At 49.1% G+C, this 22,598-nt stretch carries 22 protein-coding genes and 1 riboswitch; of the genes, 20 read left to right on the top strand and 2 right to left on the bottom strand.

The window, feature by feature from the left end; translation table 11 throughout:
* Nucleotides 1–43: 43 nt before the first annotated feature.
* From def to ACZM6M_RS11015, 14 genes are all read left to right on the top strand, one after another.
* On the top strand, nt 44–529 hold the full coding sequence (gene def, locus ACZM6M_RS11080) for a peptide deformylase (protein ID WP_066547920.1): 486 nt from the start codon (nt 44–46) through the stop codon (nt 527–529).
* A 1-nt stretch (nt 530) separates the two neighbouring features.
* The gene (gene fmt / locus ACZM6M_RS11075) at nt 531–1,463 is read left to right on the top strand and encodes a methionyl-tRNA formyltransferase (protein ID WP_340275536.1); all 933 of its coding nucleotides are present in this window, start codon (nt 531–533) and stop codon (nt 1,461–1,463) included.
* Between the two features lie 45 nt (nt 1,464–1,508).
* Entirely contained in the window at nt 1,509–2,207 is a 699-nt protein-coding gene (locus tag ACZM6M_RS11070; RefSeq protein WP_317438382.1) for a zinc metallopeptidase, read from the top strand.
* Nucleotides 2,208–2,219: 12 nt separating this feature from the next.
* Nucleotides 2,220–3,581: a 16S rRNA (cytosine(967)-C(5))-methyltransferase RsmB gene (gene rsmB / locus ACZM6M_RS11065; RefSeq protein ID WP_340275538.1), complete on the top strand. Its 1,362-nt coding sequence runs from the start codon at nt 2,220–2,222 to the stop codon at nt 3,579–3,581.
* A 35-nt stretch (nt 3,582–3,616) separates the two neighbouring features.
* A complete protein-coding gene (rlmN, locus tag ACZM6M_RS11060; protein WP_296036861.1) occupies nt 3,617–4,678 on the top strand; it encodes a dual-specificity RNA methyltransferase RlmN in 1,062 nt (353 codons plus the stop codon).
* Nucleotide 4,679: 1 nt separating this feature from the next.
* The gene (locus tag ACZM6M_RS11055) at nt 4,680–5,426 is read left to right on the top strand and encodes a Stp1/IreP family PP2C-type Ser/Thr phosphatase (protein WP_337433771.1); all 747 of its coding nucleotides are present in this window, start codon (nt 4,680–4,682) and stop codon (nt 5,424–5,426) included.
* Nucleotides 5,420–7,717, top strand: a complete 2,298-nt coding sequence (gene pknB, locus ACZM6M_RS11050; RefSeq protein ID WP_489490425.1) for a Stk1 family PASTA domain-containing Ser/Thr kinase — start codon at nt 5,420–5,422, stop codon at nt 7,715–7,717. Before ACZM6M_RS11055 ends, pknB begins: the two co-directional genes overlap by 7 nt.
* Before the next feature lie 18 nt (nt 7,718–7,735).
* Nucleotides 7,736–8,614 carry a ribosome small subunit-dependent GTPase A gene (gene rsgA, locus ACZM6M_RS11045; RefSeq protein WP_337433769.1) on the top strand — a complete coding sequence of 293 codons (879 nt, stop codon included), beginning with the start codon at nt 7,736–7,738 and terminating at the stop codon, nt 8,612–8,614.
* Between the two features lie 3 nt (nt 8,615–8,617).
* A complete protein-coding gene (gene rpe, locus ACZM6M_RS11040) occupies nt 8,618–9,283 on the top strand; it encodes a ribulose-phosphate 3-epimerase (RefSeq protein WP_066547949.1) in 666 nt (221 codons plus the stop codon).
* Nucleotides 9,280–9,930 carry a thiamine diphosphokinase gene (locus ACZM6M_RS11035; RefSeq protein WP_066547957.1) on the top strand — a complete coding sequence of 217 codons (651 nt, stop codon included), beginning with the start codon at nt 9,280–9,282 and terminating at the stop codon, nt 9,928–9,930. Before rpe ends, ACZM6M_RS11035 begins: the two co-directional genes overlap by 4 nt.
* A gap of 101 nt (nt 9,931–10,031) precedes the next feature.
* Nucleotides 10,032–10,610 (top strand): ECF transporter S component, encoded by a 579-nt coding sequence (locus ACZM6M_RS11030; RefSeq protein WP_066547960.1) that lies wholly within the window; start codon nt 10,032–10,034, stop codon nt 10,608–10,610.
* 12 nt (nt 10,611–10,622) lie between these two features.
* Nucleotides 10,623–11,468, top strand: coding sequence for a pyridoxamine kinase (locus ACZM6M_RS11025; protein ID WP_337433768.1), 846 nt, complete (start codon nt 10,623–10,625; stop codon nt 11,466–11,468).
* 106 nt (nt 11,469–11,574) lie between these two features.
* Nucleotides 11,575–12,864: a serine--tRNA ligase gene (gene serS / locus ACZM6M_RS11020; protein ID WP_066547970.1), complete on the top strand. Its 1,290-nt coding sequence runs from the start codon at nt 11,575–11,577 to the stop codon at nt 12,862–12,864.
* Nucleotides 12,865–12,878: 14 nt separating this feature from the next.
* Complete coding sequence (locus ACZM6M_RS11015; RefSeq protein WP_066547973.1) at nt 12,879–13,247, top strand: VOC family protein; 369 nt, start codon at nt 12,879–12,881, stop codon at nt 13,245–13,247.
* An 81-nt stretch (nt 13,248–13,328) separates the two neighbouring features.
* On the opposite strand, the gene ACZM6M_RS11010 is transcribed toward ACZM6M_RS11015, so the two are convergent.
* Complete coding sequence (locus ACZM6M_RS11010) at nt 13,329–13,763, bottom strand: aspartate carbamoyltransferase regulatory subunit (protein ID WP_066547976.1); 435 nt, start codon at nt 13,761–13,763, stop codon at nt 13,329–13,331.
* Nucleotides 13,757–14,680: an aspartate carbamoyltransferase gene (pyrB, locus tag ACZM6M_RS11005; protein ID WP_317438391.1), complete on the bottom strand. Its 924-nt coding sequence runs from the start codon at nt 14,678–14,680 to the stop codon at nt 13,757–13,759. Before pyrB ends, ACZM6M_RS11010 begins: the two co-directional genes overlap by 7 nt.
* Nucleotides 14,681–14,960: 280 nt before the next feature.
* On the opposite strand from pyrB, the gene ACZM6M_RS11000 reads away from it, so the two are divergent.
* From ACZM6M_RS11000 to ACZM6M_RS10975, 6 genes are all read left to right on the top strand, one after another.
* Entirely contained in the window at nt 14,961–15,710 is a 750-nt protein-coding gene (locus ACZM6M_RS11000; protein ID WP_489490424.1) for an ABC transporter ATP-binding protein, read from the top strand.
* Complete coding sequence (locus ACZM6M_RS10995; RefSeq protein WP_407407647.1) at nt 15,707–17,542, top strand: COG1361 S-layer family protein; 1,836 nt, start codon at nt 15,707–15,709, stop codon at nt 17,540–17,542. Before ACZM6M_RS11000 ends, ACZM6M_RS10995 begins: the two co-directional genes overlap by 4 nt.
* Nucleotides 17,529–18,914: an ABC transporter permease gene (locus ACZM6M_RS10990; RefSeq protein ID WP_489490423.1), complete on the top strand. Its 1,386-nt coding sequence runs from the start codon at nt 17,529–17,531 to the stop codon at nt 18,912–18,914. Before ACZM6M_RS10995 ends, ACZM6M_RS10990 begins: the two co-directional genes overlap by 14 nt.
* A gap of 91 nt (nt 18,915–19,005) precedes the next feature.
* Nucleotides 19,006–19,107, top strand: a riboswitch (ZMP/ZTP riboswitch).
* A gap of 57 nt (nt 19,108–19,164) precedes the next feature.
* A complete protein-coding gene (locus ACZM6M_RS10985) occupies nt 19,165–19,878 on the top strand; it encodes an IMP cyclohydrolase (protein ID WP_066547984.1) in 714 nt (237 codons plus the stop codon).
* Nucleotides 19,879–19,909: 31 nt separating this feature from the next.
* Nucleotides 19,910–21,088, top strand: coding sequence for a phosphoribosylaminoimidazolecarboxamide formyltransferase (locus ACZM6M_RS10980; protein WP_066547986.1), 1,179 nt, complete (start codon nt 19,910–19,912; stop codon nt 21,086–21,088).
* Nucleotides 21,089–21,235: 147 nt separating this feature from the next.
* On the top strand, nt 21,236–22,555 hold the full coding sequence (locus ACZM6M_RS10975) for an MATE family efflux transporter (RefSeq protein ID WP_489490422.1): 1,320 nt from the start codon (nt 21,236–21,238) through the stop codon (nt 22,553–22,555).
* Nucleotides 22,556–22,598: the final 43 nt, after the last annotated feature.

The following is a 22,598-nucleotide window of genomic DNA, read 5'->3' as shown; positions in this document are numbered from 1 at the left end:
TCCGCCGTTTATGGTTTGAATATGAAAAAGGAGAGATAATAAAATGGCAGTCCGTCAGATTCGTGTAATTGGAGATGAAGTTTTAAATAAAAAATGCAAGCCGGTAAAGGAGATGACTCCTCGTACGGCAGAGCTGATCGAAGATATGTTTGAGACCATGTATGAGGCAAACGGCGTAGGCCTTGCAGCTCCCCAGGTGGGCGTTTTAAAGAAAATCGTGGTAATTGACGTAGAGGACGGCAATCAGTATGTGCTGATCAACCCGGAAATTGTGGAGCAGCAGGGCGCCCAGACCGGATACGAGGGCTGCTTAAGCGTTCCCGGCAAGACCGGCATCGTAACCCGTCCGGATTATGTAAAGGTAAGAGCGCTGAATGAAAACATGGAGGAGTATGAGTTAGAGGGACAGGATCTTTTAGCCAGAGCCATCTGTCATGAGTGCGCACACCTGGATGGCCAGCTCTATGTAGAGCTGGTCGAAGGCGAGCTGCTGGATACAGAGGCTGAAGAAGAGGAAGAGGAGATGTAAGATGCGTATCGTATTTATGGGGACGCCGGATTTTTCCGTTCCGGCATTAAATGCCCTGGTGGATGCCGGCCACGAGGTAGCTGCGGTAGTGACCCAGCCGGATCGTCCAAAGGGCAGAGGAAAAGATGTACAGATGACGCCGGTGAAGCTTCAGGCGTTAGAGTACGGCATTCCGGTCTATCAGCCGGAAAAGGTAAAGGATCCGGCTTTTGTGGAGATTTTAAAGGAGCTTCATCCGGAGGCGATCGTAGTAATCGCCTTCGGACAGATCCTCTCAAAGGCCATTCTGGATATTCCGCCCTATGGCTGCGTCAATATCCATGCCTCCCTGCTTCCAAAGTACCGGGGAGCAGCTCCCATCCAGTGGGCGGTGATCGACGGAGAGAAGGAAACCGGCGTTACCACCATGATGATGGATGTGGGACTGGATACGGGAGACATGCTGGAAAAGACGATGATCCCTCTGGATCCGAAGGAAACCGGAGGAAGCCTGTTTGAAAAACTCAGCCAGGCAGGGGGAAAGCTGATTCTTTCCACCCTTGATAAGCTTGAGAAGGGCACCGCAGTAAGGACGCCTCAGAAGGACGAGGATTCTACCTATGCAAAGATGCTTACAAAGTCTCTGGGACGCATTGACTGGTCTATGGAGGCAGAGGCCATTGAACGCCTGATCCGCGGTTTAAATCCCTGGCCCAGCGCCTATACCTCCCTTCATGGAAAGACCTTAAAGCTCTGGGATGGGGATGTTTTGAAGGAAACGACGGATGCCAGACCGGGAGAGGTAGTCCTTTGTGATCCCCGCCGTCTGGTAGTGGCTGCAGGAGAAGGGCTGTTATCCATCCGCCAGCTTCAGCTGGAAGGAAAGAAGCGGATGGATGTGGAAACCTTCCTCAGAGGCTATTCCGTAAAAGAGGGAGAAATACTGGGAGAGTAAGTTTCCCGCAATCATGCTGTTACGTTAGAAAGAGAGTGAATCTATATGTTTTATATGCCCTATTTTGACCCTACCTACGTTCTGATCCTCATCGGAATGGTGCTGTCTTTAATGGCTTCTGCAAAACTGAACGCTACCTACAGCACCTATGCCCGTGTGGGAAGCCGCTGCGGGCTTACGGGAGCAGAGGCGGCAGAGCGGCTGCTCCGTTCCCAGGGGATCTATGATGTGGCAGTGCGCCGTGTATCCGGTCACCTTACAGATCACTATGACCCCCGCACCAAAACAGTAAACCTGTCGGATGCGGTATACGGAGCCACCTCCATTGCAGCCATCGGTGTGGCGGCCCATGAGTGCGGCCATGCCATGCAGGATGCAGGAGAGTACGTTCCCCTGCGGTTAAGAGCTGCATTGGTGCCGGTAGCCAACTTCGGCGCCCAGATCTCCTGGCCCCTGATCCTCATCGGCTTCTTTATAGGCGGAGGCTTTCTGGTTGATATAGGGATCCTGCTTTTTTCAGCCGCCGTGCTTTTCCAGCTTGTGACCCTGCCGGTAGAATATAATGCTTCCCACCGTGCAGTAAAGCTTCTGGATTCCATTGGGATTCTTCGGGATCAGGAAGTGGGGCAGGCAAGAAAAGTATTAGGCGCAGCTGCCTTAACCTATGTAGCTGCTGCAGCAGCTTCCATCCTCCAGCTCCTTCGTCTGCTTCTTTTATTCGGAAACAGAGACAGGGATAATTAACAGGAGGGATTTATGGCAAAACAGACAGACAGGGGTCTGGAAAACAGGGAAATAATCCTTGGGGTGTTGACGGAGGTGCTCGAAAAGGGCAGCTTCGTCCATCTTGTTTTAAACCAGGCTCTTTATAAATATCAATATCTGGATAAGGCAGACAGAGCCTTTATCACCCGTGTCACAGAAGGGACACTGGAGTATATGCTTCAGCTGGACGGGGTGATCAACCGGTATTCAAAGACAAAGACGAACAAGATGAAGCCACTGATCCGGAACCTTTTAAGAATGAGCGTCTATCAGCTTCTCTATATGGACCGGGTGCCTGACAGCGCTGTGTGCAATGAAGCGGTAAAGCTGGCAGTGAAGCATCGGTTTCAGGGTTTAAAGGGCTTTGTAAACGGAGTGCTGCGTACCATTTCCAGAGAAAAGGAACACATTTCCTTTGAGAATCCAGCCATGCGTTTCAGTGTTCCAGACTGGATGTATGATAAATGGGTCAGAGACTGGGGAGAAGAGAGGGCCGAGATCATTGCCGCATCCTTTTTAGAGCCCCGTCCTACCTGGGTTCGATGCAATGAAAGTACCGTACCGGTATCTCAGATATTAAAATCTCTTCAGGAAGAGGGAGCCGGTGCAGAGTGTATGGAAGGCTTTGATTCCATGATCGCCCTGTGGGGCTATGACTATCTGGAAGGGCTGACTGCATTCTTGGAGGGCTGGATCCAGGTTCAGGATATCAGCTCCAGCCTGGTAGGACAGCTGGCTGCTCCAAAAAAGGGTGATATCATCATTGATGTATGCGCTGCTCCTGGAGGAAAGAGCCTTCATCTGGCAGATCAGCTAAAACGGACCGGCCTGGTAGAAGCCAGGGATTTAACAGAACAGAAGGTTTCCCTTATTGAGGACAATATTGCCCGCTGCGGTCTGACAAATATTCAGACAAAGGTATGGGACGCCACTGTGTTTGACCCGTCCAGTGAGGAAAAGGCAGATATCGTGATCGCAGATCTTCCCTGTTCCGGCATGGGAATTATTGGGAGAAAGCCGGATATCAAGTACCACATGACAGAAGAAAGTCTGAAAGCTTTGGAAGAATTGCAGCGCCAGATCTTATCCGTTGTATGGCGGTATGTAAAGCCCGGCGGAACACTGATTTACAGTACCTGCACCATCAATAAGGGAGAAAATGAGAAAAATGCTTCCTGGATTCGCGGGAATCTTCCCTTTGAGCCTGTGGATATAAGAGGAAAGCTCCCGGAGGGATGGGAAGCAGCCTCTTCTGCTTCTTTACAGGAGGGACAGATCCAGATCCTGCCGGGGATTGGCCCATGGAAGGAATTTGACGGCTTTTTTATCAGCGTTTTTAAGCGCCGGGGATAAAAAGACCGGTTTATTTTAAAGTACAGGAGTTTTTTATGTTAGATTTAACAGACCGCAATGGTAAAAAAGATATCAAATCCATGACCCTGGAGGAAGTAACCGCAGAGCTTGGCACATTGGGAGAAAAGCCCTTTCGGGCAAAGCAGCTCTACGACTGGCTCCATGTAAAGCTGGTGACAGACTTTGATCAGATGAGTACTCTCTCAAAGAGCCTTCGGGAAAGGCTTAAAGAGCATTACAGCGTTACGGCATTAAAGGTTGTAGGAGAACGGATTTCGGCTGTGGACGGTACCAGAAAGTACCTCTTTGGACTGGAAGATGGGAATGTGATCGAGAGTGTGTGGATGAAGTACCATCACGGCAATTCCGTATGCATTTCCTCCCAGGTGGGCTGCCGTATGGGCTGCCGCTTCTGCGCCTCCACCCTGGACGGTCTGGAGCGGAACCTGCGGGCCTCAGAAATGCTGGATCAGATTTATCGGATCCAGACCATTACAGGAGAGCGGGTATCCAATGTGGTGATCATGGGTTCCGGAGAACCCATGGACAACTATGATAACGTGATCCGTTTCCTGCGCCTGATCTCCCATGAGAAGGGGCTTAACATCAGCCAGAGAAATCTGACGGTATCCACCTGCGGCATTGTGCCGGGAATCTTAAAATTTGCTAAAGAGGGGCTTCAGGTCACATTAGCCTTGTCTCTGCACGCCCCCAATGACGAGGTGCGAAAAACCTTGATGCCGGTGGCAAACAGCTACCGTCTGGAAGATATTTTAGATGCCTGCCATACATATTTTGAAGCAACCGGCAGACGGCTGACCTTTGAATACAGCCTGGTAAAAGGGGTAAATGATAATTTAAAGGAGGCCGCAGCCCTTACGAAACTGATAAAGGACCAGCATGGCCATGTAAATCTGATCCCGGTTAATCCCATCAAGGAACGGGATTACGTTCAGTCCGACCGCAGGGCCATTGAGGCGTTTCGGAACTATCTGGAAGACCACGGCATCAATGCCACGGTCCGCCGGGAGATGGGCCGGGATATCGGCGGAGCCTGCGGGCAGCTAAGAAAGAGTTATATAGAAGGAGGGGGATGACATGGAAGCATATGCACTGACAGATATAGGGAGAGTCCGCTCCATGAACCAGGATTATATTTATGCCTCTCAGGAAACCATTGGTTCCCTTCCAAACCTTTTTCTGGTAGCTGACGGCATGGGCGGTCATCAGGCCGGTGATTTTGCCTCCCGGTATGCAGTGGAACATCTGGTGGTGTACTTAAACCGCTGCCAAAAGGGAGCGGCAGTGGCTCAGCTGCAGGAGGGGATCCGCCAGGTAAATGCAGGCCTTTACGATGAATCCCTTAAGAGGGAGGAACTGAGCGGTATGGGATGCACGCTTGTAGCAGCGGTGATAGAGGATGGGATCCTCTATGCGGCTAATATCGGAGACAGCCGTCTTTACCGGATCCATGGAGGCCGGATTCGCCAGGTTACAAAGGATCATTCCTATGTGGAGGAAATGGTAGCCAGAGGGAAAATGGTCCGGGGAAGTGCGGACTATAACCGCAGGAAAAATATCATTACCCGGGCAATGGGAATCGGAACCCATGTAGAGGCAGACTTTTTTGAGGCGGATTTAGAGTCGGGCGACTATATACTTCTCTGTTCCGACGGCCTTACCAATATGGTGGCCGATGAACGGATCTGCGCCATTATATCCGAACCCGGCACTCTTAAGGAAAAGGCAGAGCGTCTGATCGAGGAAGCCAATGAGAGTGGAGGAATCGATAATATTGCGGTTGTTCTTGTAAAATTCGAGGAAGGGGGAACCGGCCTATGTTAAATCCTGGAACCTACCTTCAGGGGCGGTATGAAATTCTGGAAAAAATCGGCTCAGGTGGAATGTCTGTTGTCTATAAGGCAAAATGCCATACCTTAAACCGTCTGGTAGCGATTAAGGTACTGAAGGAAGAATTTGCCTCAGATGAGAATTTTGTAAGCAAGTTTAAGATGGAAGCTCAGGCAGCAGCACGGCTTTCCCATCCCAATATTGTAAATGTATATGATGTAGTAGATGAGGAAAATCTTCATTATATCGTGATGGAGCTTATTGAGGGGATTACCCTCAAAAGCTACATTGAAAAAAAGGAACTTTTAGACAGCAAAGAGGCGATCGGTATTGCCATCCAGGTGGCACAGGGGATTGCTGCAGCTCATGAGCAGCATATCATCCACCGGGATATCAAGCCTCAGAACATGATCATTTCAAAAGACGGCAAGGTAAAGGTAGCAGACTTTGGCATTGCCAGAGCCGTTTCCAGCCAGACGGTTAATTCATCGGCTGCTGTGGGCTCGGTGCACTATATTTCACCGGAACAGGCCAGAGGCGGATACTGTGATGAGCGAAGCGATATCTATTCCTTTGGAATTACGCTTTATGAAATGGTTACAGGCCGGGTTCCCTTTGAGGGGGACAATACGGTTGCTGTGGCTCTGGCCCATCTAGAGGATCCGGTGGTCCCGCCAGGAGATTATAATCCTCAGGTCTATTCGGGGCTGGAGGATATTATTTTAAAATGTACCAAAAAGAAGCCGGACAGGCGCTATGGCTCCATGGAGGAGGTAATCCACGATCTGCGCCGGGTGCTTATGGATCCGGAATGTGATATTTACCAAAATGAGGAAATAGAGGAAGGGGGGGATCCCTATCAGACACGCCCTATTTCTAAAGACGAGTTAAGCCAGATCCGGGATCATCACCGCCGTAAAAGCAGGGAGACTGGTGCAGATGAGGCGGAAAAAGTGACAGAGGGTCTTGAAACGTCTGATGAAGAAAATGGATCCCCAGACAGCCTGTCTAAAGAGGATGCGGAGGAGTTTGGCGACGGCACGGGAGATCATCGCAGCAGGTATCATTCTTCCCGCAAAAGAGAATTTCATAAAAAGATTCCCTCCAGAAAGCGGGACGAGGATGTAAGCACACAGTTTGAACGGATGATCGCTGCGATTGGCATTATAGCTGCCATACTGGTCGTGATCGTGGTTGTTTTTGTGTTTTCAAGACTTACAGGGCTGTTCTGGCCCGGAAGCGGGCAAGACAGCCAGGAAAATCAGACAGAGGCGGTCACCCAGTCCGCATCTATGGAGGAAATCCAGGTGATCCCGGATGAGGGAGAGACTATAATGCCAAATGTTTTAGATCTGCCCAGAGATATGGCGGAAAGCAAGCTTAAGGAATATGACATTGTAATGAAGGTTACAGGGGAAGAGTACTCCGAAAACTATTCCAAGGGCTATGTAATGCGCCAGGATGTGGACGAGGGGACAGCAGTAGAAAAATGGAGTACCGTAGGAGTTATCATCAGCAAGGGAAGCGAACGGGTAGACGTAAAGGCGCTTAATTTATCCGGTATGGATAAAAAGCAGGCAGAGGAGATTTTAAAAGATAAGGATCTGATTCCGTCTGCAAAAGAAGAAGCAAATGATACGGTGCCGAAGGGAAAGGTGATCCGTGTTGGAACAGAAGAAGCAAAGACGGGAGATACGGTGGAGCTTTTTGTAAGCTCAGGCCCTAAAACCGTTCAGGGACAGGTGCCAAAGCTGACGGACGGCGATGCGGCAGCAGCAGATGCTCTTTTAAAGGCAGCCGGTCTTGTGAGCGGTACAGTGACCTATGAGTACGATCCTTCCAAGCCTCATGGGCAGGTTCTTTCTCAGAGTGAACTTCCGGGAACCATGTTGGAGCCCCAGTCTGCAGTGGATTATGTAGTTAATGACAGTGCTCAGGCTTCCACAGAGGCTGCTGTGGCAAAAACAGGAGAGGAAGAGAAATATTATGTTGGTTCCATTGACGCTACCTGCTCCTTAAGCAATTATATTGGCCCTGCTTCCCAGACAAGCAGCGTGCGTATTTTGATCCGTTTAAAACAAAAGGATCCCAAGGATGCCAATACCTATGTATACACAAACCTGATCAGTCCCAGACTGGTAGTAGGCTCTCAGGATATTCCTGTTGTATTCTCGCGGATCAAGGGCGCATACGGCGTTGACAGCGGGATTGTGGAGGTTGTAGATGTGGATAATGACGATAAGGTGATCCAATCCTGGCCGGTATCCTTTTTCCCGGCAGGATAAAAAAGAACAGGAAACAATATGACAGGAAAGATAATCAAGGGAATTGCAGGCTTTTATTATGTAAATGACGGCGAAAACCGGGTGTACCAGTGCAGGGCAAAAGGTATTTTCAGAAACAGGAAAATTAAACCCCTGGTAGGAGATAATGTGGAATTTTCCATCCTGGATGAAGAGGCAGGAGAGGGGAATATCGATGAGATCCTTCCGAGAAAAAATGCCCTGGTGCGCCCGGCGGCAGCCAATGTGGATCAGGCGCTGGTACTCTTTGCCCTGACTCAGCCATCCCCCAATTTAAATCTTCTGGACCGCTTTCTGGTGATGATGGCTATGGAGGAGATTCCGGTAGTGATCTGCTTTAATAAGGCGGATCTGGGAGATGGTGCCATGGAGGAGGAGTACAAAAAGATATATGAGGGCGCTGGTTATGAAGTTCACTTTATCAGTGCCAGGACTGATCTGGGGATGGATCAGGTCCGTGAGCTTTTAAGAGGGCGTACGACGGTGCTGGCCGGCCCTTCCGGAGTAGGGAAATCCTCCCTTACAAACCGGATCCAGCCGGAGGCATCCATGGAAACAGGAGGCATCAGCCGGAAGATTGAGCGCGGAAAGCACACCACCCGTCATTCAGAACTGTTTTTTGTGGAAAAAGATACTTATATGATGGACACACCGGGCTTCAGCTCCATGTATACGCCGGAAATAGAGGCTTCTGAGCTGAAGGAGTTTTTTCCGGAGTTTGCAGAGTTTGAGGATGAATGCCGCTTTTTGGGCTGTGTCCACATAGGAGAAAGGGTCTGCGGGGTAAAGGAAGCGGTAAAAGAGGGGAAAATCAGTCTCAGCCGCTATGAGAATTACCGTCTGATCTATGAAGAACTTAAGCAGAAAAGGAGATATTAAATCATGTATTATAAGGTAGCGCCGTCAGTTCTGGCGGCAGATTTTGCAGAGCTTGGAAGTCAGCTTCGGGCTGTTTCAGAGGCCGGAGCAGAGTGGATCCATCTGGATGTGATGGATGGCGCCTTTGTGCCGAGCATTTCTTTTGGCATGCCAGTGATCAAAAGCATCCGCCGGGTAACGGATCGTGTGTTTGACGTTCATATGATGGTGGAGGAGCCGGGCCGCTATGTGGAGGATGTAAAGAAGGCAGGAGCGGATGTGATCACCGTCCATGCCGAGGCCTGTAAGCATTTAGACCGGGTGATCAGCCAGATCAAGGAAGCCGGCTGTCGGGCCGGAGTGGCTTTAAATCCGGCGACTCCTGTTTCTGTGCTGGAACATATTCTGGATCAGGTGGACATGGTTTTGATCATGACCGTTAATCCGGGCTTTGGCGGACAGAAGTTCATCCCCTATACCATCGAAAAGGTAAAAGCAGTGAGAAGGCTTTGTGACGAGCGGGGCCTTACGACAGACATCCAGGTAGACGGAGGCATCAGCGCAGCCAATGTAAGAGAGGTTTTAGAGGCAGGAGCCAATATCTTTGTAGCAGGAAGCGCCGTGTTCGGAACAGACCCGGCAGCCCGCACAAGAGAGATGGTGGAAATTTTTAAGGAATACGAGAAATGAAACGATGTCTGATCCTTACCGGCGGACGGCTTGATCCGGCCTTCGCCGGTTCCTTTTTACAAACAGAGGAATTTAACAGAGTGATCGCGGTAGACGGCGGACTGAAAGGTGCAAAGGAGCTGGGCCTTGTGCCGGATGTGATCGTAGGTGATTTTGACTCCGTTGATCCGGCGGTTCTGGCATTTTACCGGAAGATGGAGCATATTGTCTGGGAGGTCCACCAGCCGGAAAAGGACGATACGGATACAGAGCTGGCCTTAAAGCGGGCCATGGCCATGGGAGCAGGAGAAATCGTTATCCTTGGAGCCACCGGAGGACGTCTGGATCATATGATCGGTAATATACAGCTTTTATATCCCTGCCTTCAAAAGGGAATCCGTGCCAGCATCATAGATCCTCAGAACCGTCTGTATCTGATTGACGGAGAAACTGTATTTCGCAGGCATGAAGTCTGGGGAACGTATATTTCCTTCCTGCCTCTTACACAGGAGGTAACAGGAATTACCTTAAAGGGCTTTAAATATCCGCTGGAAAATAAAGATATCTGTATCGGTACCAGTCTCTGCATCAGTAATGAACTCATAGAAGAAGAGGGACGGATTACCTTTTCAGAGGGTGTTCTGATGGCGGTGGAATCTCATGATTGATGATCGGAGAAACTGGACTGGTTAAAAAGTGATAAACTGGATATTTGTAACCATCCACTTTAGTGGTACCATATGCATCATAAAATGCAAGTGAGGAGCGGATGATTATGAAATTATCAAAGATTGCCATGACCGGACTTTTTGCAGCCCTTTCCTATGTAGTATTTACCTTTTTGCAGATCAAGATCACCCTTCCCGGCGGAGATGCCACCTCCATTCATCTGGGAAATGCGGTCTGTGTGCTGGGTGCCTTGATCCTGGGCGGCTTTTACGGCGGTCTGGGCGGAGCCATCGGCATGACCATTGGGGATCTTTTCGATCCTGTCTATGTAATATATGCCCCTAAGACCTTTATCCTGAAGCTCTGTATCGGTCTGATCACCGGGTTTGTGGCTCACAGGCTGGGGCATATCGATGAAAGCAGCGACCAGGGCCATGTGCTGCGCTTTGCAGCAGCAGGAGCGGTCTGCGGTCTTGTCTTTAATATGATCTTTGATCCGCTGTTTGGATATTATTACAAGCTTCTGATCCTTGGAAAGCCGGCGGCAGAGCTCGCCCTTGTATGGAACGTGGCCTCCACCTCCATCAATGCAGTTCTTTCCGCCATTGCTTCCCTTGTGATCTACATGCCCCTTCGCCGGGCTTTGATCCGATCCGGGTTGGTTGACAAGCTGAAATAAGGAGTATCCGTTATGCCAAATTACCATCAGAAGAAAATTGCAATGATAAACGATCTTTCCGGGTACGGCCGCTGTTCTCTTACAGTGGCTCTTCCCATTTTATCGGCCATGGGCATCCAGTGCTGTCCGGTGCCAACCTCGATCCTTTCCAATCACACAGGCTTTCCAGTGTATTATTTTGATGATTATACCGACCATATGGAGCCCTATATTGAGAAATGGAAGGAGCTGGGGCTTACCTTTGACGGCATTGCCACAGGATTTCTGGGCTCGGAGCGCCAGATTGAGATTGTGAAGGATATGATCGCAGCTTTTCGCACGCCTGGGACAAAGGTTCTGGTAGATCCCATTATGGGAGATCACGGAATCGCCTATGCGACCTACACGCCGTCCATGTGCAGCCGGATGCGGGAGCTGGCTGCCATGGCCGACATATTGACTCCCAACCTTACAGAGGCCTGTATTCTCGCCGATGTTCCCTACGAGAGCGGGGAAATGAGTTATGAGGCGCTGGCCGGCCTTGTAAGACGTCTTCAGAAGCTGGGGCCTTCCGCTGTTGTGATCACAGGGATCCGAAAGGGACCTGACCTGGTAAATGCCATGGCAGAGGGAGAAGGTGAGGTTTCCTTTTTGAGCCGCAAAGCCGCAGGAGAGGAACGGCCCGGTACGGGAGATGTGTTTTCCTCCATTATCGCCGGGGGATGCATCCGGGGCTGGAGCCTAAAGAGGTCTGTTAATCTGGCGGCTGATTTCGTAAGAGACTGCATTGTGCGTTCCGGAGAGCTTCAGATACCGGTTAAAAACGGAGTCTGTTTTGAACTGCTTTTAGGCAGCCTGTGCCAGATGACGGACAAATAGGCGCCGGAAGGGAGCTTTTTCAAAAAAAGGCTTTTATTTCACTGGAAAATGTTATATACTCATAAACAAGTATGTAAATACAGTAAGGAGATCCAGGAGGAGTATCATGTTAGATTTAAAGTTTGTCAGAGAAAACCCTGACATCGTAAAGCAGAATATTAAAAATAAATTTCAGGACGGAAAACTTCCCCTGGTAGACGAGGTGATCGCGCTGGACGCTGAAAACCGCGCTACCCAGAAGGAAGCTGACGATCTCAGAGCCAGCAGAAACAAGCTGTCCAAGCAGATCGGCGCTCTCATGGGACAGGGAAAGAAGGAAGAGGCAGAAGAGGTGAAAAAACAGGTCAGCGCCAATTCCGCCAGACTGGCTGAGTTAGAGGCAAAGGAGAGCGAGCTTGCCGAGAAGATCTTAAAGATCATGATGACCATCCCAAATATCATCGATCCAAGCGTACCCATCGGTAAGGATGACAGTGAAAATGTAGAGATCGAGAAGTTCGGTGAGCCAGTGGTTCCTGATTTTGAGATCCCCTACCATACAGATATCATGGAGCGTTTTAACGGCATTGATCTGGATGCTGCCAGAAGAGTAGCAGGAAACGGCTTCTACTATCTGATGGGCGATATTGCCAGACTTCACTCTGCAGTGATTTCCTATGCAAGAGACTTCATGATCGGACGCGGCTTTACCTACTGTGTACCTCCCTTTATGATCCGCAGCAATGTAGTAACAGGCGTTATGAGCTTTGCCGAGATGGATGCCATGATGTATAAGATCGAGGGCGAGGATCTCTATCTGATCGGTACCAGCGAGCATTCCATGATCGGAAAGTTTATTGACACCATTACGCCGGAGGCAGAGCTTCCCATGACGCTCACCAGCTATTCCCCATGCTTCCGCAAGGAGAAGGGTGCTCACGGCATTGAAGAGAGAGGTGTATACCGCATCCACCAGTTTGAGAAACAGGAGATGATCGTTGTCTGCAGACCGGAGGAAAGCCCTGTATGGTATGACAAGCTGTGGCAGAATACCGTAGATCTGTTCCGTTCCCTGGATATCCCGGTAAGAACCTTAGAGTGCTGCTCCGGCGATCTGGCTGATCTTAAGGTGAAGTCCTGTGATGTAGAGGCATGGTCCCCACGGCAGAAGAAATATTTTGAGGTGGGAAGCTGTTCCAACTTAGGAGATGCTCAGGCCCGCCGCTTAAAGATCCGTGTAAATGGCGAGGACGGAACCAAATATCTGGCACATACTTTAAACAACACCGTAGTAGCGCCTCCCCGTATGCTGATCGCTTTCCTGGAGAACAATCTGCAGGCAGACGGCAGCGTAAAGATCCCTGAGGCATTAAGGCCTTATATGGGCGGAATGGAAGTTATGATTCCTCAGAAATAAACAGGAGTAAATATATGGTAAAATTCAATCATTTTAATTTTAATGTACTGAACCTGGAAAAGAGCCTGGAGTTTTATGAGAAAGCCCTGGGACTTAAGCCGGTAAGAGAAAAGGATGCTTCTGACGGCTCCTTTAAGCTGGTGTATTTAGGAGACGGTCTCAGCGACTTTACTCTGGAGCTGACCTGGCTTAAGGACCGCACAGAATCCTACAATCTGGGTGAGTGCGAATTCCATCTGGCTTTCCATGTGGATGATTATGACGCGATCCATAAAAAGCACCAGGAAATGGGCTGCATCTGCTATGAAAATCCGGCTATGGGAATTTATTTCATTTCCGATCCGGATGGATACTGGATTGAGATTGTTCCGGAAAACAAATAAAGAAGGAAAAAGGAAACCGGCCTCCGCTTTAAAGCGGGGAGCCGGTTTTTTAACGGGCTGCGTCCAACTGGACGGAGCGTATTACTGATTGTACTCGCTGTATTTCTCCTCACAGTACTGGCAGCGGTAGGTTTCTGTCTTTTCATCTGCCAGATAGAAGATGTGTGGAAGCTCCTGTTCGATGGAGGTAATGCAGCGCGGATTCTTGCAGTGGATCACGTTGGTGATCTTTTTGGGAAGCTTTAAGGCCTTCTTTTCAGCAATTCTGTCATCACGGATGATATTTACGGTGATGTTGTGATCGATATAGCCCAGAATATCCAGATCCAGCTTATCTAAACCGCCTTCGATCTTGATAATGTCCTTGCGGCCCATTTTGTTGCTTCGGGCATTTTTAATGATGGCAACCTGGCAGTCTAATTTGTCAAGGCCCAGGTGATAGTAAATATCCAGGCTCTTTCCTGCCTCAATGTGGTCAAGGACAATGCCTTCTTTTAATCCGCTGATATTTAACATGGCTTTTCTACCTCCAGTAATGTCATGATCAGTGCCATACGGACATATACGCCGTACTGGGCCTGTTTGAAGTAAGCAGCTCTTGGATCGTCATCTACCTCCACAGAGATTTCGTTTACTCTTGGAAGGGGATGAAGGATGTACATATCCGGCTTTGCCAGCTTCATCTTTTTGCGTGTCAGGATATAGCAGTCCTTTAAGCGGATGTAATCCTCTTCATTGAAGAAGCGCTCCTTCTGCACGCGGGTCATATAAAGGATATCCAGGCTTCCCAGAGCGTCGTCCAGATTTCCTACCTCTTCAAATGGGATGTTGTTGGCTTCCAGTACGTCCTCGCGGATGCTGTCTGGAATACGAAGCTCCGGCGGGGAGATCAGAACGAATTTTACACCCGGATAGCGGACCATGGCGCTGATCAAAGAATGAACAGTACGGCCGAATTTAAGGTCGCCGCACAGGCCGATGGTTAAATTGTCCAGGCGTCCCTTTAAGGAGCGGATGGTCATAAGGTCTGTCAGAGTCTGGGTAGGATGCTGATGGCCGCCGTCACCTGCATTGATGACAGGAATTTCTGCCTTCTGGGCTGCTACAAATGCGGAACCCTCCTTGGGATGACGCATGGCGCAGATATCAGCGTAGCAGGAAATCATACGGATGGTGTCGGCAACGCTTTCTCCCTTTGCAGCGGAACTGGAATTAGCGGAAGAAAAGCCGAGAACATTGCCGCCCAGGTTCATCATGGCTGCTTCAAAGCTTAAGCGTGTTCTGGTGCTGGGCTCATAAAACAGGGTAGCAAGCTTTTTGCCGTCGCAAACGTGCGCATATCTGGGAAGATTTTTCTCGATGTCTCTGGCTAATGCTAAAAGGTCATCGATTTCCTCCACAGAGAAGTCTAAGGGATTCAGTAAGTGTCTCATGTGATTCTCCTTTGCCTTTTCTATTTTATTTTAAGTGATTTTGGGAAATAGTCCACACTGAACCAGTGCGATAGCCGGACAGCCAGATATGGCACTGATTTGTGCCTCGTCATATTCTTACATAGAATGACAAAGAAGTCAAGTAGAATTTGGGCGGTCGTAAAAAATATTTAAGGAACTTTAAAGGAAAAAGGGACAGCGGCTATTGACGTTTTATGGTATACTGTCTAAAGACAGACAACACAACCATGCCTTTTACAGGCAGGCAAAGGAGAGTTCATTGACAGAAACAGAGAAGAAAGCTCCGATTCCCGTAATCCGTGTAAGGAATCTGTATAAGATTTACCGGGTGGGAGAGACAAAGGTACGGGCATTAAACGGCGTGGATTTTGAAATCTATAAGGGAGAGTTTGTAGCCATTGTAGGAACCTCCGGTTCCGGCAAATCCACCCTTTTGAATATGCTAGCCGGACTGGAGAAGCCCACCAAAGGCGAGATCATCATAGGAAAGGTTCATATGGAACGGCTGACGGAAAAACAGCTTGTGGCATTCAGGAGGGAAAAGGTTGGATTTATTTTCCAGTCCTATAATCTTTTAAATACCATGAATGCCGTTGAAAATGTAGCCCTTCCCTTATCGTTCCGGGGAGTGGCCAAAAGAGTGCGGCTTAAAAAGGCCAGGGAATTTCTGGCGCTGATGGGGGTGGCAGATCAGGAAAAGCATATGCCAAACCAGATGTCCGGAGGCCAGCAGCAGAGAGTGGGCATCGCCAGGGCTCTGGTGGTAGACCCGCAGATCATTTTTGCGGATGAGCCTACGGGGAATCTGGATTCCAAGACCACCATGGAGGTACTGCGGTTAATGCAGCGCATTGTAAGAGAACAGAAGCAGACACTTGTGGTGGTTACCCATGACAACAACCTGGCTTCCTACGCAGACCGCAGGATCCGGATCGTGGACGGGAAGATCACGGGCATAGAGACCGGGGGCCGGTCAGCCTTAGATGAGACGGAGGAGAAAACAGTATGAAAGCATGGAAAAAGGCAAAGGCCCTGCTTATGCTTGCAGCGGCTTTTATGGCAGCAGCGGGAGGCATCCCGTCTATGGCCAGTGATTTTAAGACAGGCTACAACACAAATGCCAGTGATAATGATCATATATTCACAACCAAGTCTCCCAAGGGGAATATCGGCAAGTCTATGAGCATTTCATTCCGGGTTCGGGCGACGGATGAGGATATGGATAATCTAAAGGTAAGCCTTCTTGAAACAACGGAATTTCAGCAGATCGAGTCAAAAGGTGAAAGCGACTATACAGTTGATTACTATCCATTTGAAATTATGGAAACCACCTTTGTGGGGAAAAATGTAGGAAATATAAAGGCGGGCAATGTAAAAAGTGTTTCCCTTTCCGCCAGAGTCCGCAGAGACGCCGCCCAGGGCTATTACAGCATCCCCATTCAGTTAGAGTGGGATGGGGGCTATGATGTGGATTACATCAATATCTGGATTTCCACCAGTTCCACTACCTCTGAGGATGAGGAAGAGGATAAAAAAGAGGGAAATTATTTTGTGATCGGTGAAAATCAGTCCACACCCAGGGGAGTTTATCCCAATGTCATTGATTTTGGCGTCAATTTCCGCAATAAAAGAGAAACCACAGCCCAGGATGTAACCATTTCCATGGGGCTTTCGGAAGACGACGCCAAATTCCCCTTTGAGATCAATGACGGCAATTATGATCGAACCTTTGAGCGGGTCAGTCCGGGAGAAACCGTGGCTGCCCAGTACAGCATGGCCATCCGTGAGGATTCCTATACAGGCTATTATCCGATCAAATTTACCATTACCTTCCGCTTAAGCTCTGAGGGCGACCTTCACACAGAGGAGGGCGTATTTTACGTTCATGTGGTGTCCAAGGATAAGGAGGACGACCTGGGGGAATTTGACGCAAATGACAGAGTCCGGGCCAGAGTGATCGTAGAGGGATATCATACGGTGCCGGAGGAGGTCTATGCGGGCAATGAATTTGAGCTTGTATTAAATATGAAAAATGCCTCTACTACGGTTCCGGCCTCGAATATCCTGTTTAATCTGGAATCGGAAAAGGTTTCCGACAGCGCTGTTTTTACCACAGAGTCCGGTACGGCCTCTATGGTTGTGGATTCTCTGGCTCCGGGCCAGACCACAGAGATCCGGGCTAAATTCACAGCCAAGGCAGGTGTGGATCAGCGCTCCTATGGCATTACGGTAAAAGAAAAGTATGACAGCCCTGAGTTTAAAAATGCAGAGGAAAGCATTATTGTGGATATTCCCGTAAAGCAGTATGCCCGTCTGAGCACCAGCAATATTGATGTAATGCCGGATACCATGTCGGTTGGCTCTGAATCCAACGTGATGTTTGGCATCAACAACACGGGAAAGGTGATCCTTTATAATGTAAACGTAACCTTTGAGGGAGATTCCATCAAGCCTGTGGATACATATGTAGGCAATATTAAGCCCGGAGAGACGGGAAATGTGGATACCATGCTTACGGGCATTGCTCCGACTATGGATGACGGCACCATCCGTCTTCAGATCCACTATGAGGATGAAAACGGACAGGCGGCGGAGCCGGTGGAAAAAGAACTGAATCTGATGGTGACGGAGGAAATGGAAACAGAGTTTGATCCGTCCCTTACTATGGATCCTGAGCTTATGGAGCCGGAGAAGCCGTCCTTTTTTGAAGCATATAAAATGTGGATTCTGATGGGAGGAGCAGCGGCTGCAGGGGCTGTAGGTTTCGTCACCGTGCGTCATATCCGTAAAAAGCGCAGGGCGGCAAAGGAGAAAGAGGATATAGAAGATGAAATTTCCTGATCTTCTGATCATGAGCATGAATAATTTAAGGCGCAGGAAGCTGCGGACGGTGCTGACGGTACTGGGAGTCATCATAGGAACGGCTGCGATCGTCGTTATGGTTTCCCTGGGAATCGGTTTAAATGAGATGACTATGGAACAGATTGCGTCCTGGGGGAGTCTGACTACCATTGAAGTGTACAGCCAGAGTTCCGGCGGAGGGATGCAGATGATGGGAGCGGCGATGTCCTCTCAGAACAGCGAATCGGAACCGAATTATATCACAGATAAGGTAATAGACAATTTTAAGCGGATTCCTCATGTGACGGGTGTTTCTCCTGTTTTAAACATGAATGTGGTCATGCGCCAGGGGGCCTATATTTCTACCTATGTCCAGTTAAAGGGAGTAAGCCAGTCCTATCTGGAGCAGTTAGAGCTGGCAGAGGGCCGGCTCCCGCAGCCGGGAGAACTGGGGCTGGTATTTGGAAATGGGGTAATCCGTGATTTTACGAATGCCAAGACCGGAAAGGGCTACTGGGATACGGGAGAGATGCCGGATGTGGATCCTATGGGAAAACCCATGTTTGTCATTTTTGACATGGATGCTTACTATCAAAGTCAGGGTTCCGGCAGCTCTTCAGACGGGACTCCTGTAAAGCCGCCTAAAAAGTACATGATCGAAACTACGGGAATGCTGGCAGGAGGGGAAAACGGCTACAGCAATTATTCCTGGTATGTATTTACGGATATTGACGGCCTGAAAGCCCAGTTAAAAAAAGTATTTAAAAAGGGAACACCCATCCCCGGACAGCCCACCAATAAAAAGGGAAAGCCTTTAAATGAACTGGTTTACAACAGCGCAGAGATCTTTGTAGATGATATGGAAAATGTGACCCAGGTACAGGAACAGCTGGCAGCTATGGGCTATCAGGTAAACAGCCAGATGGACTTTCTGGAAAGCTCCAGACAGCAGTCCAACATGGTCCAGGCTGTTTTGGGCGGGATCGGCGCGGTATCCCTTTTTGTAGCCGCCATCGGTATTGCCAATACCATGATGATGTCGATTTATGAACGTACCAAGGAAATCGGTGTGATGAAGGTTTTGGGCTGCGATATGGGAAATATACGGAATATGTTTCTGATTGAATCAGGCTTTATCGGTTTTATGGGCGGAACGATAGGAGTGGCTTTAAGCTATGGTGTTTCCGCGATTGTAAACCGTTTTGTAAATATGTCCCAGTCCATGGGGCTTTCGGGAGATCTGTCCCGGATTCCACCATGGCTTTCTATGGCAGCCATTGGCTTTGCTGTTTTTGTAGGCATGGCCGCAGGCTTTATGCCGGCAGTCCGCGCTATGAAATTAAGCCCTCTGGCAGCTATTCGGAACGAATAGGGCACAGGGCGGTTCATAAGCAGAAATAATAAGTAATGCTTCTAAAATTAATTTGCAATATAAGCAGAAATCATATATACTGAAAGCGAATGAGCGAGCGTGTGACTGGCGGATGGTGGGAATAACCACAGGGAGCACGCGAAACAGGACAGAATATGTTCGCAGTTACGAGCCGGCCGCCTGGGCACCTTTTTCAATGTGTACCAGGAGACCGGTTTTTTATTTTACTTTTATATATGGAGGCCAAAACATGAATGTAAGATCACTGGAACAGGAATTAAAGACCAATGCGTATCCGGGACGGGGGATCGTCATCGGAGAGACTGGGGATGGCAGATATGCGGTGACCGCCTATTTTATCATGGGAAGAAGCGCAAACAGCCGCAACCGCGTATTTGTGACAGAGGGAGAAGGAATCCGTACTCAGGCCTTTGATCCTGAAAAACTGGAAGATCCCAGCCTGATCATCTATGCTCCGGTCCGTGTGCTGGGCAATAAAACCATTGTAACAAACGGTGATCAGACGGATACCATTTATGAGGGAATGGATCATCAGCTTACCTTTGAGCAGTCTCTGCGCAGCCGTGAGTTTGAGCCAGATGCTCCCAACTATACGCCCCGGATTTCCGGTATCCTTCACACGGAAAATGGCCGTTACAGCTATGCCATGTCTATTTTAAAGAGCAATCAGGGTGACCCCTCCTCCTGTCTGCGTTTTACCTATGCATATCAGAACCCTGCAGCCGGAATGGGCCATTTCATCCATACCTATATGCATGACGGCAGTCCTCTTCCAAGCTTTGAGGGTGAGCCAAAGGCTGTAGCCATTGAGGGAACCATTGACGAATTTACCTCAATGGTCTGGAACAGCTTAAATGAGGATAACAAGGTATCCCTCTTTGTGCGATATATCGACATTGCTACAGGTGAGACAGAGACAAGAATTGTAAATAAGAATCAATAGCCATTTTAAAAATAAGTCAGGAGAGAGAAGCATGAAAGAACTGGAATTAAAATACGGGTGCAACCCCAATCAGAAGCCTTCACGGATTTTCATGGAAAATGACAGAGAGCTTCCCATTACAGTTTTAAGCGGAAGACCGGGTTATATCAACCTTTTGGATGCCTTAAACGGATGGCAGCTGGTAAAAGAGTTAAAGGAGGCAACGGGACTTCCGGCAGCTACCTCCTTTAAGCACGTTTCGCCTGCTGGCGCCGCCGTGGGCCTTCCCATGGATGAGGTGTTAAGGAAAATTTACTGGGTGGATGATCTTGGAGAGCTTTCTCCCTTAGCCTGTGCCTATGCCAGAGCCAGAGGCGCAGACCGTATGTCTTCTTTTGGAGATTTTATTTCATTATCGGATGTCTGCGACGTGGACACAGCCCGGCTGATTAAGAGAGAGGTTTCAGACGGCGTGATCGCTCCCGGATACGAGCCGGAGGCGTTAGAAATCTTAAAGACCAAGAAAAACGGCAATTACAATGTGATCCAGATCGATCCGGACTATGAGCCAGAGGCTTTGGAGCGCAAGCAGGTATTTGGCGTTGTCTTCGAACAGGGTCACAATAATTTAAAGATTGACAAGACTCTGCTCGAGCATATTGTTACAAAGGAAAAAGAACTTCCAGAGGATGCAGCAAGAGATCTTCTGATTTCTCTCATTGTCTTAAAATATACCCAGTCCAATTCCGTCTGCTTTGCAAAAGGCGGTCAGGCCATCGGAATCGGAGCAGGACAGCAGTCCAGAGTACACTGCACCAGACTGGCAGGCAGCAAGGCAGATAACTGGTATCTGCGCCAGGCACCCCAGGTGCTGAATCTGCCCTTTATCGACGGTATCCGCCGGGCAGACAGAGATAATGCCATTGATTTATACATTGGCGAGGATTATATGGATGTGCTGGCAGAGGGAAGATGGGAGCGCATTTTTAAGGAAAAGCCCCCTGTATTTACAAAAGAGGAAAAGCGGGCATGGCTGGACGGCCTTACGGACGTAGCTCTTGGCTCGGACGCTTTCTTCCCCTTCGGAGATAATATTGACAGGGCTTATAAAAGCGGTGTAAAATATGTAGCACAGCCGGGAGGCTCTGTCCGGGATGACCAGGTGATCGAAACCTGTGATCAGTACGGCATGGTGATGGCATTTACGGGAATCCGCCTGTTCCATCATTAAAGCATAGCTGTACTGCATCCATCGGAGCAGCTGAAAGGATCCCGCCAAAAGACACGGCTCATGGGCCAAATGGTCCATGGGCCTTTTATCCGATTTAAAAAGGAAAATTATGGGAAATTATACCGGCATGAAACGAGGATAATGAGAATGAAAGATCTGACAAGAGAGCATCCGCGTCACACCCTGTGGCGCTTTCTTCTTCCCATGCTGGCAAGCGTAATGTTTCAGCAGTTTTACAGTGTTGCGGACAGCAGCATTGCAGGACGGTTCGCAGGAGAAGATGCGCTGGCGGCAGTAGGTGCCTCCTATCCGATTACAGTGATATTTATGGCCTTTGCCGTAGGAAGCAATCTGGGAGCATCGGTTGTGGTGTCACGGCTGTTTGGAGCCGGAGATTTAAAGAGGATGAAATCTGCAGTCAGCACGGCTTTTATTGCCTGCGGTGTGTTAAGCGCGGTTTTAACGCTGTTTGGCTGGTTTTTCTGTAGCTGGATGATGGAGCTGGTACATACGCCGGAAAATATTTTTTCAGAAGGTGAGTTCTATCTTAAGATTTATGTATATGGACTGACCTTTTTGTTTTTGTACAATGTATGTACGGGAATCTTTACGGCACTGGGAGATTCCAGGACGCCTTTGTATTTTCTGATCGGTTCTTCTCTGGGAAATATTTTTCTGGATTTCTGGTTTGTGGCAGGACTTGGCCTGGGAGTGGCAGGCGTGGCCTGGGCGACCTTTATTGCTCAGGGGATTTCCGCTGTACTGGCACTTGTGACGCTGAGGTTCCGGCTTACGAAGATTTCCTGTGAGGGAAGGCCGCGGCTGTTTGACTGGGTGCTTCTGGGCCAGATTGCAGCTATTGCGGTTCCCAGCATCCTTCAGCAGAGCGTCCTGTCTGTGGGAAATATGTTTGTCCAGGAGATCGTAAACCGGTACGGCTCTGCGGTGATCGCAGGATATTCCGGGGCGATCAAGCTCAATACCTTTGCCATCAATTCCTTCATGGCGTTGGGAAGCTGTCTTTCCAGCTATACGGCCCAGAACCTGGGGGCAGGAAAAAGGGAGCGCCTTCCGGCCGGATTTCACACAGGGATCGGCTTGTCGCTGTTTGCGGCCCTTCCATTTGTGATTTTGTATGCTTTTTTTGGAAGGCAGATGATGGGGCTGTTTTTGAGTGGGGAGAGCAAAGATGCGATCGAAGCAGGTGTATTATTTTTAAGGATCGTAAGCCCCATGTACTTTATGATAGCGGTAAAGCTGATGACAGACGGCATTATCCGGGGAGCTGGGGCTATGAAATATTTTGTGATCGCTACGGTGCCGGATCTGATCTTAAGGATCTGTATGGCAGAACTTTTAACCCCGCATTTTGGAAGCACCGGAATCTGGATGGCCTGGCCCTTTGGATGGATCGCAGCAACGGTGCTCACTCTGATTTTTTACCGCAGGATCATTTTGGAAAAATAGTACGTACACCTGGCAAGCTGCTCCGGCATATGATGAAGTAAGA

The organism is Enterocloster sp. (assembly GCF_057861365.1).
Note: the sequence above shows the minus strand (reverse complement) of the source record. Positions and strands in the feature narration are given on the sequence as shown.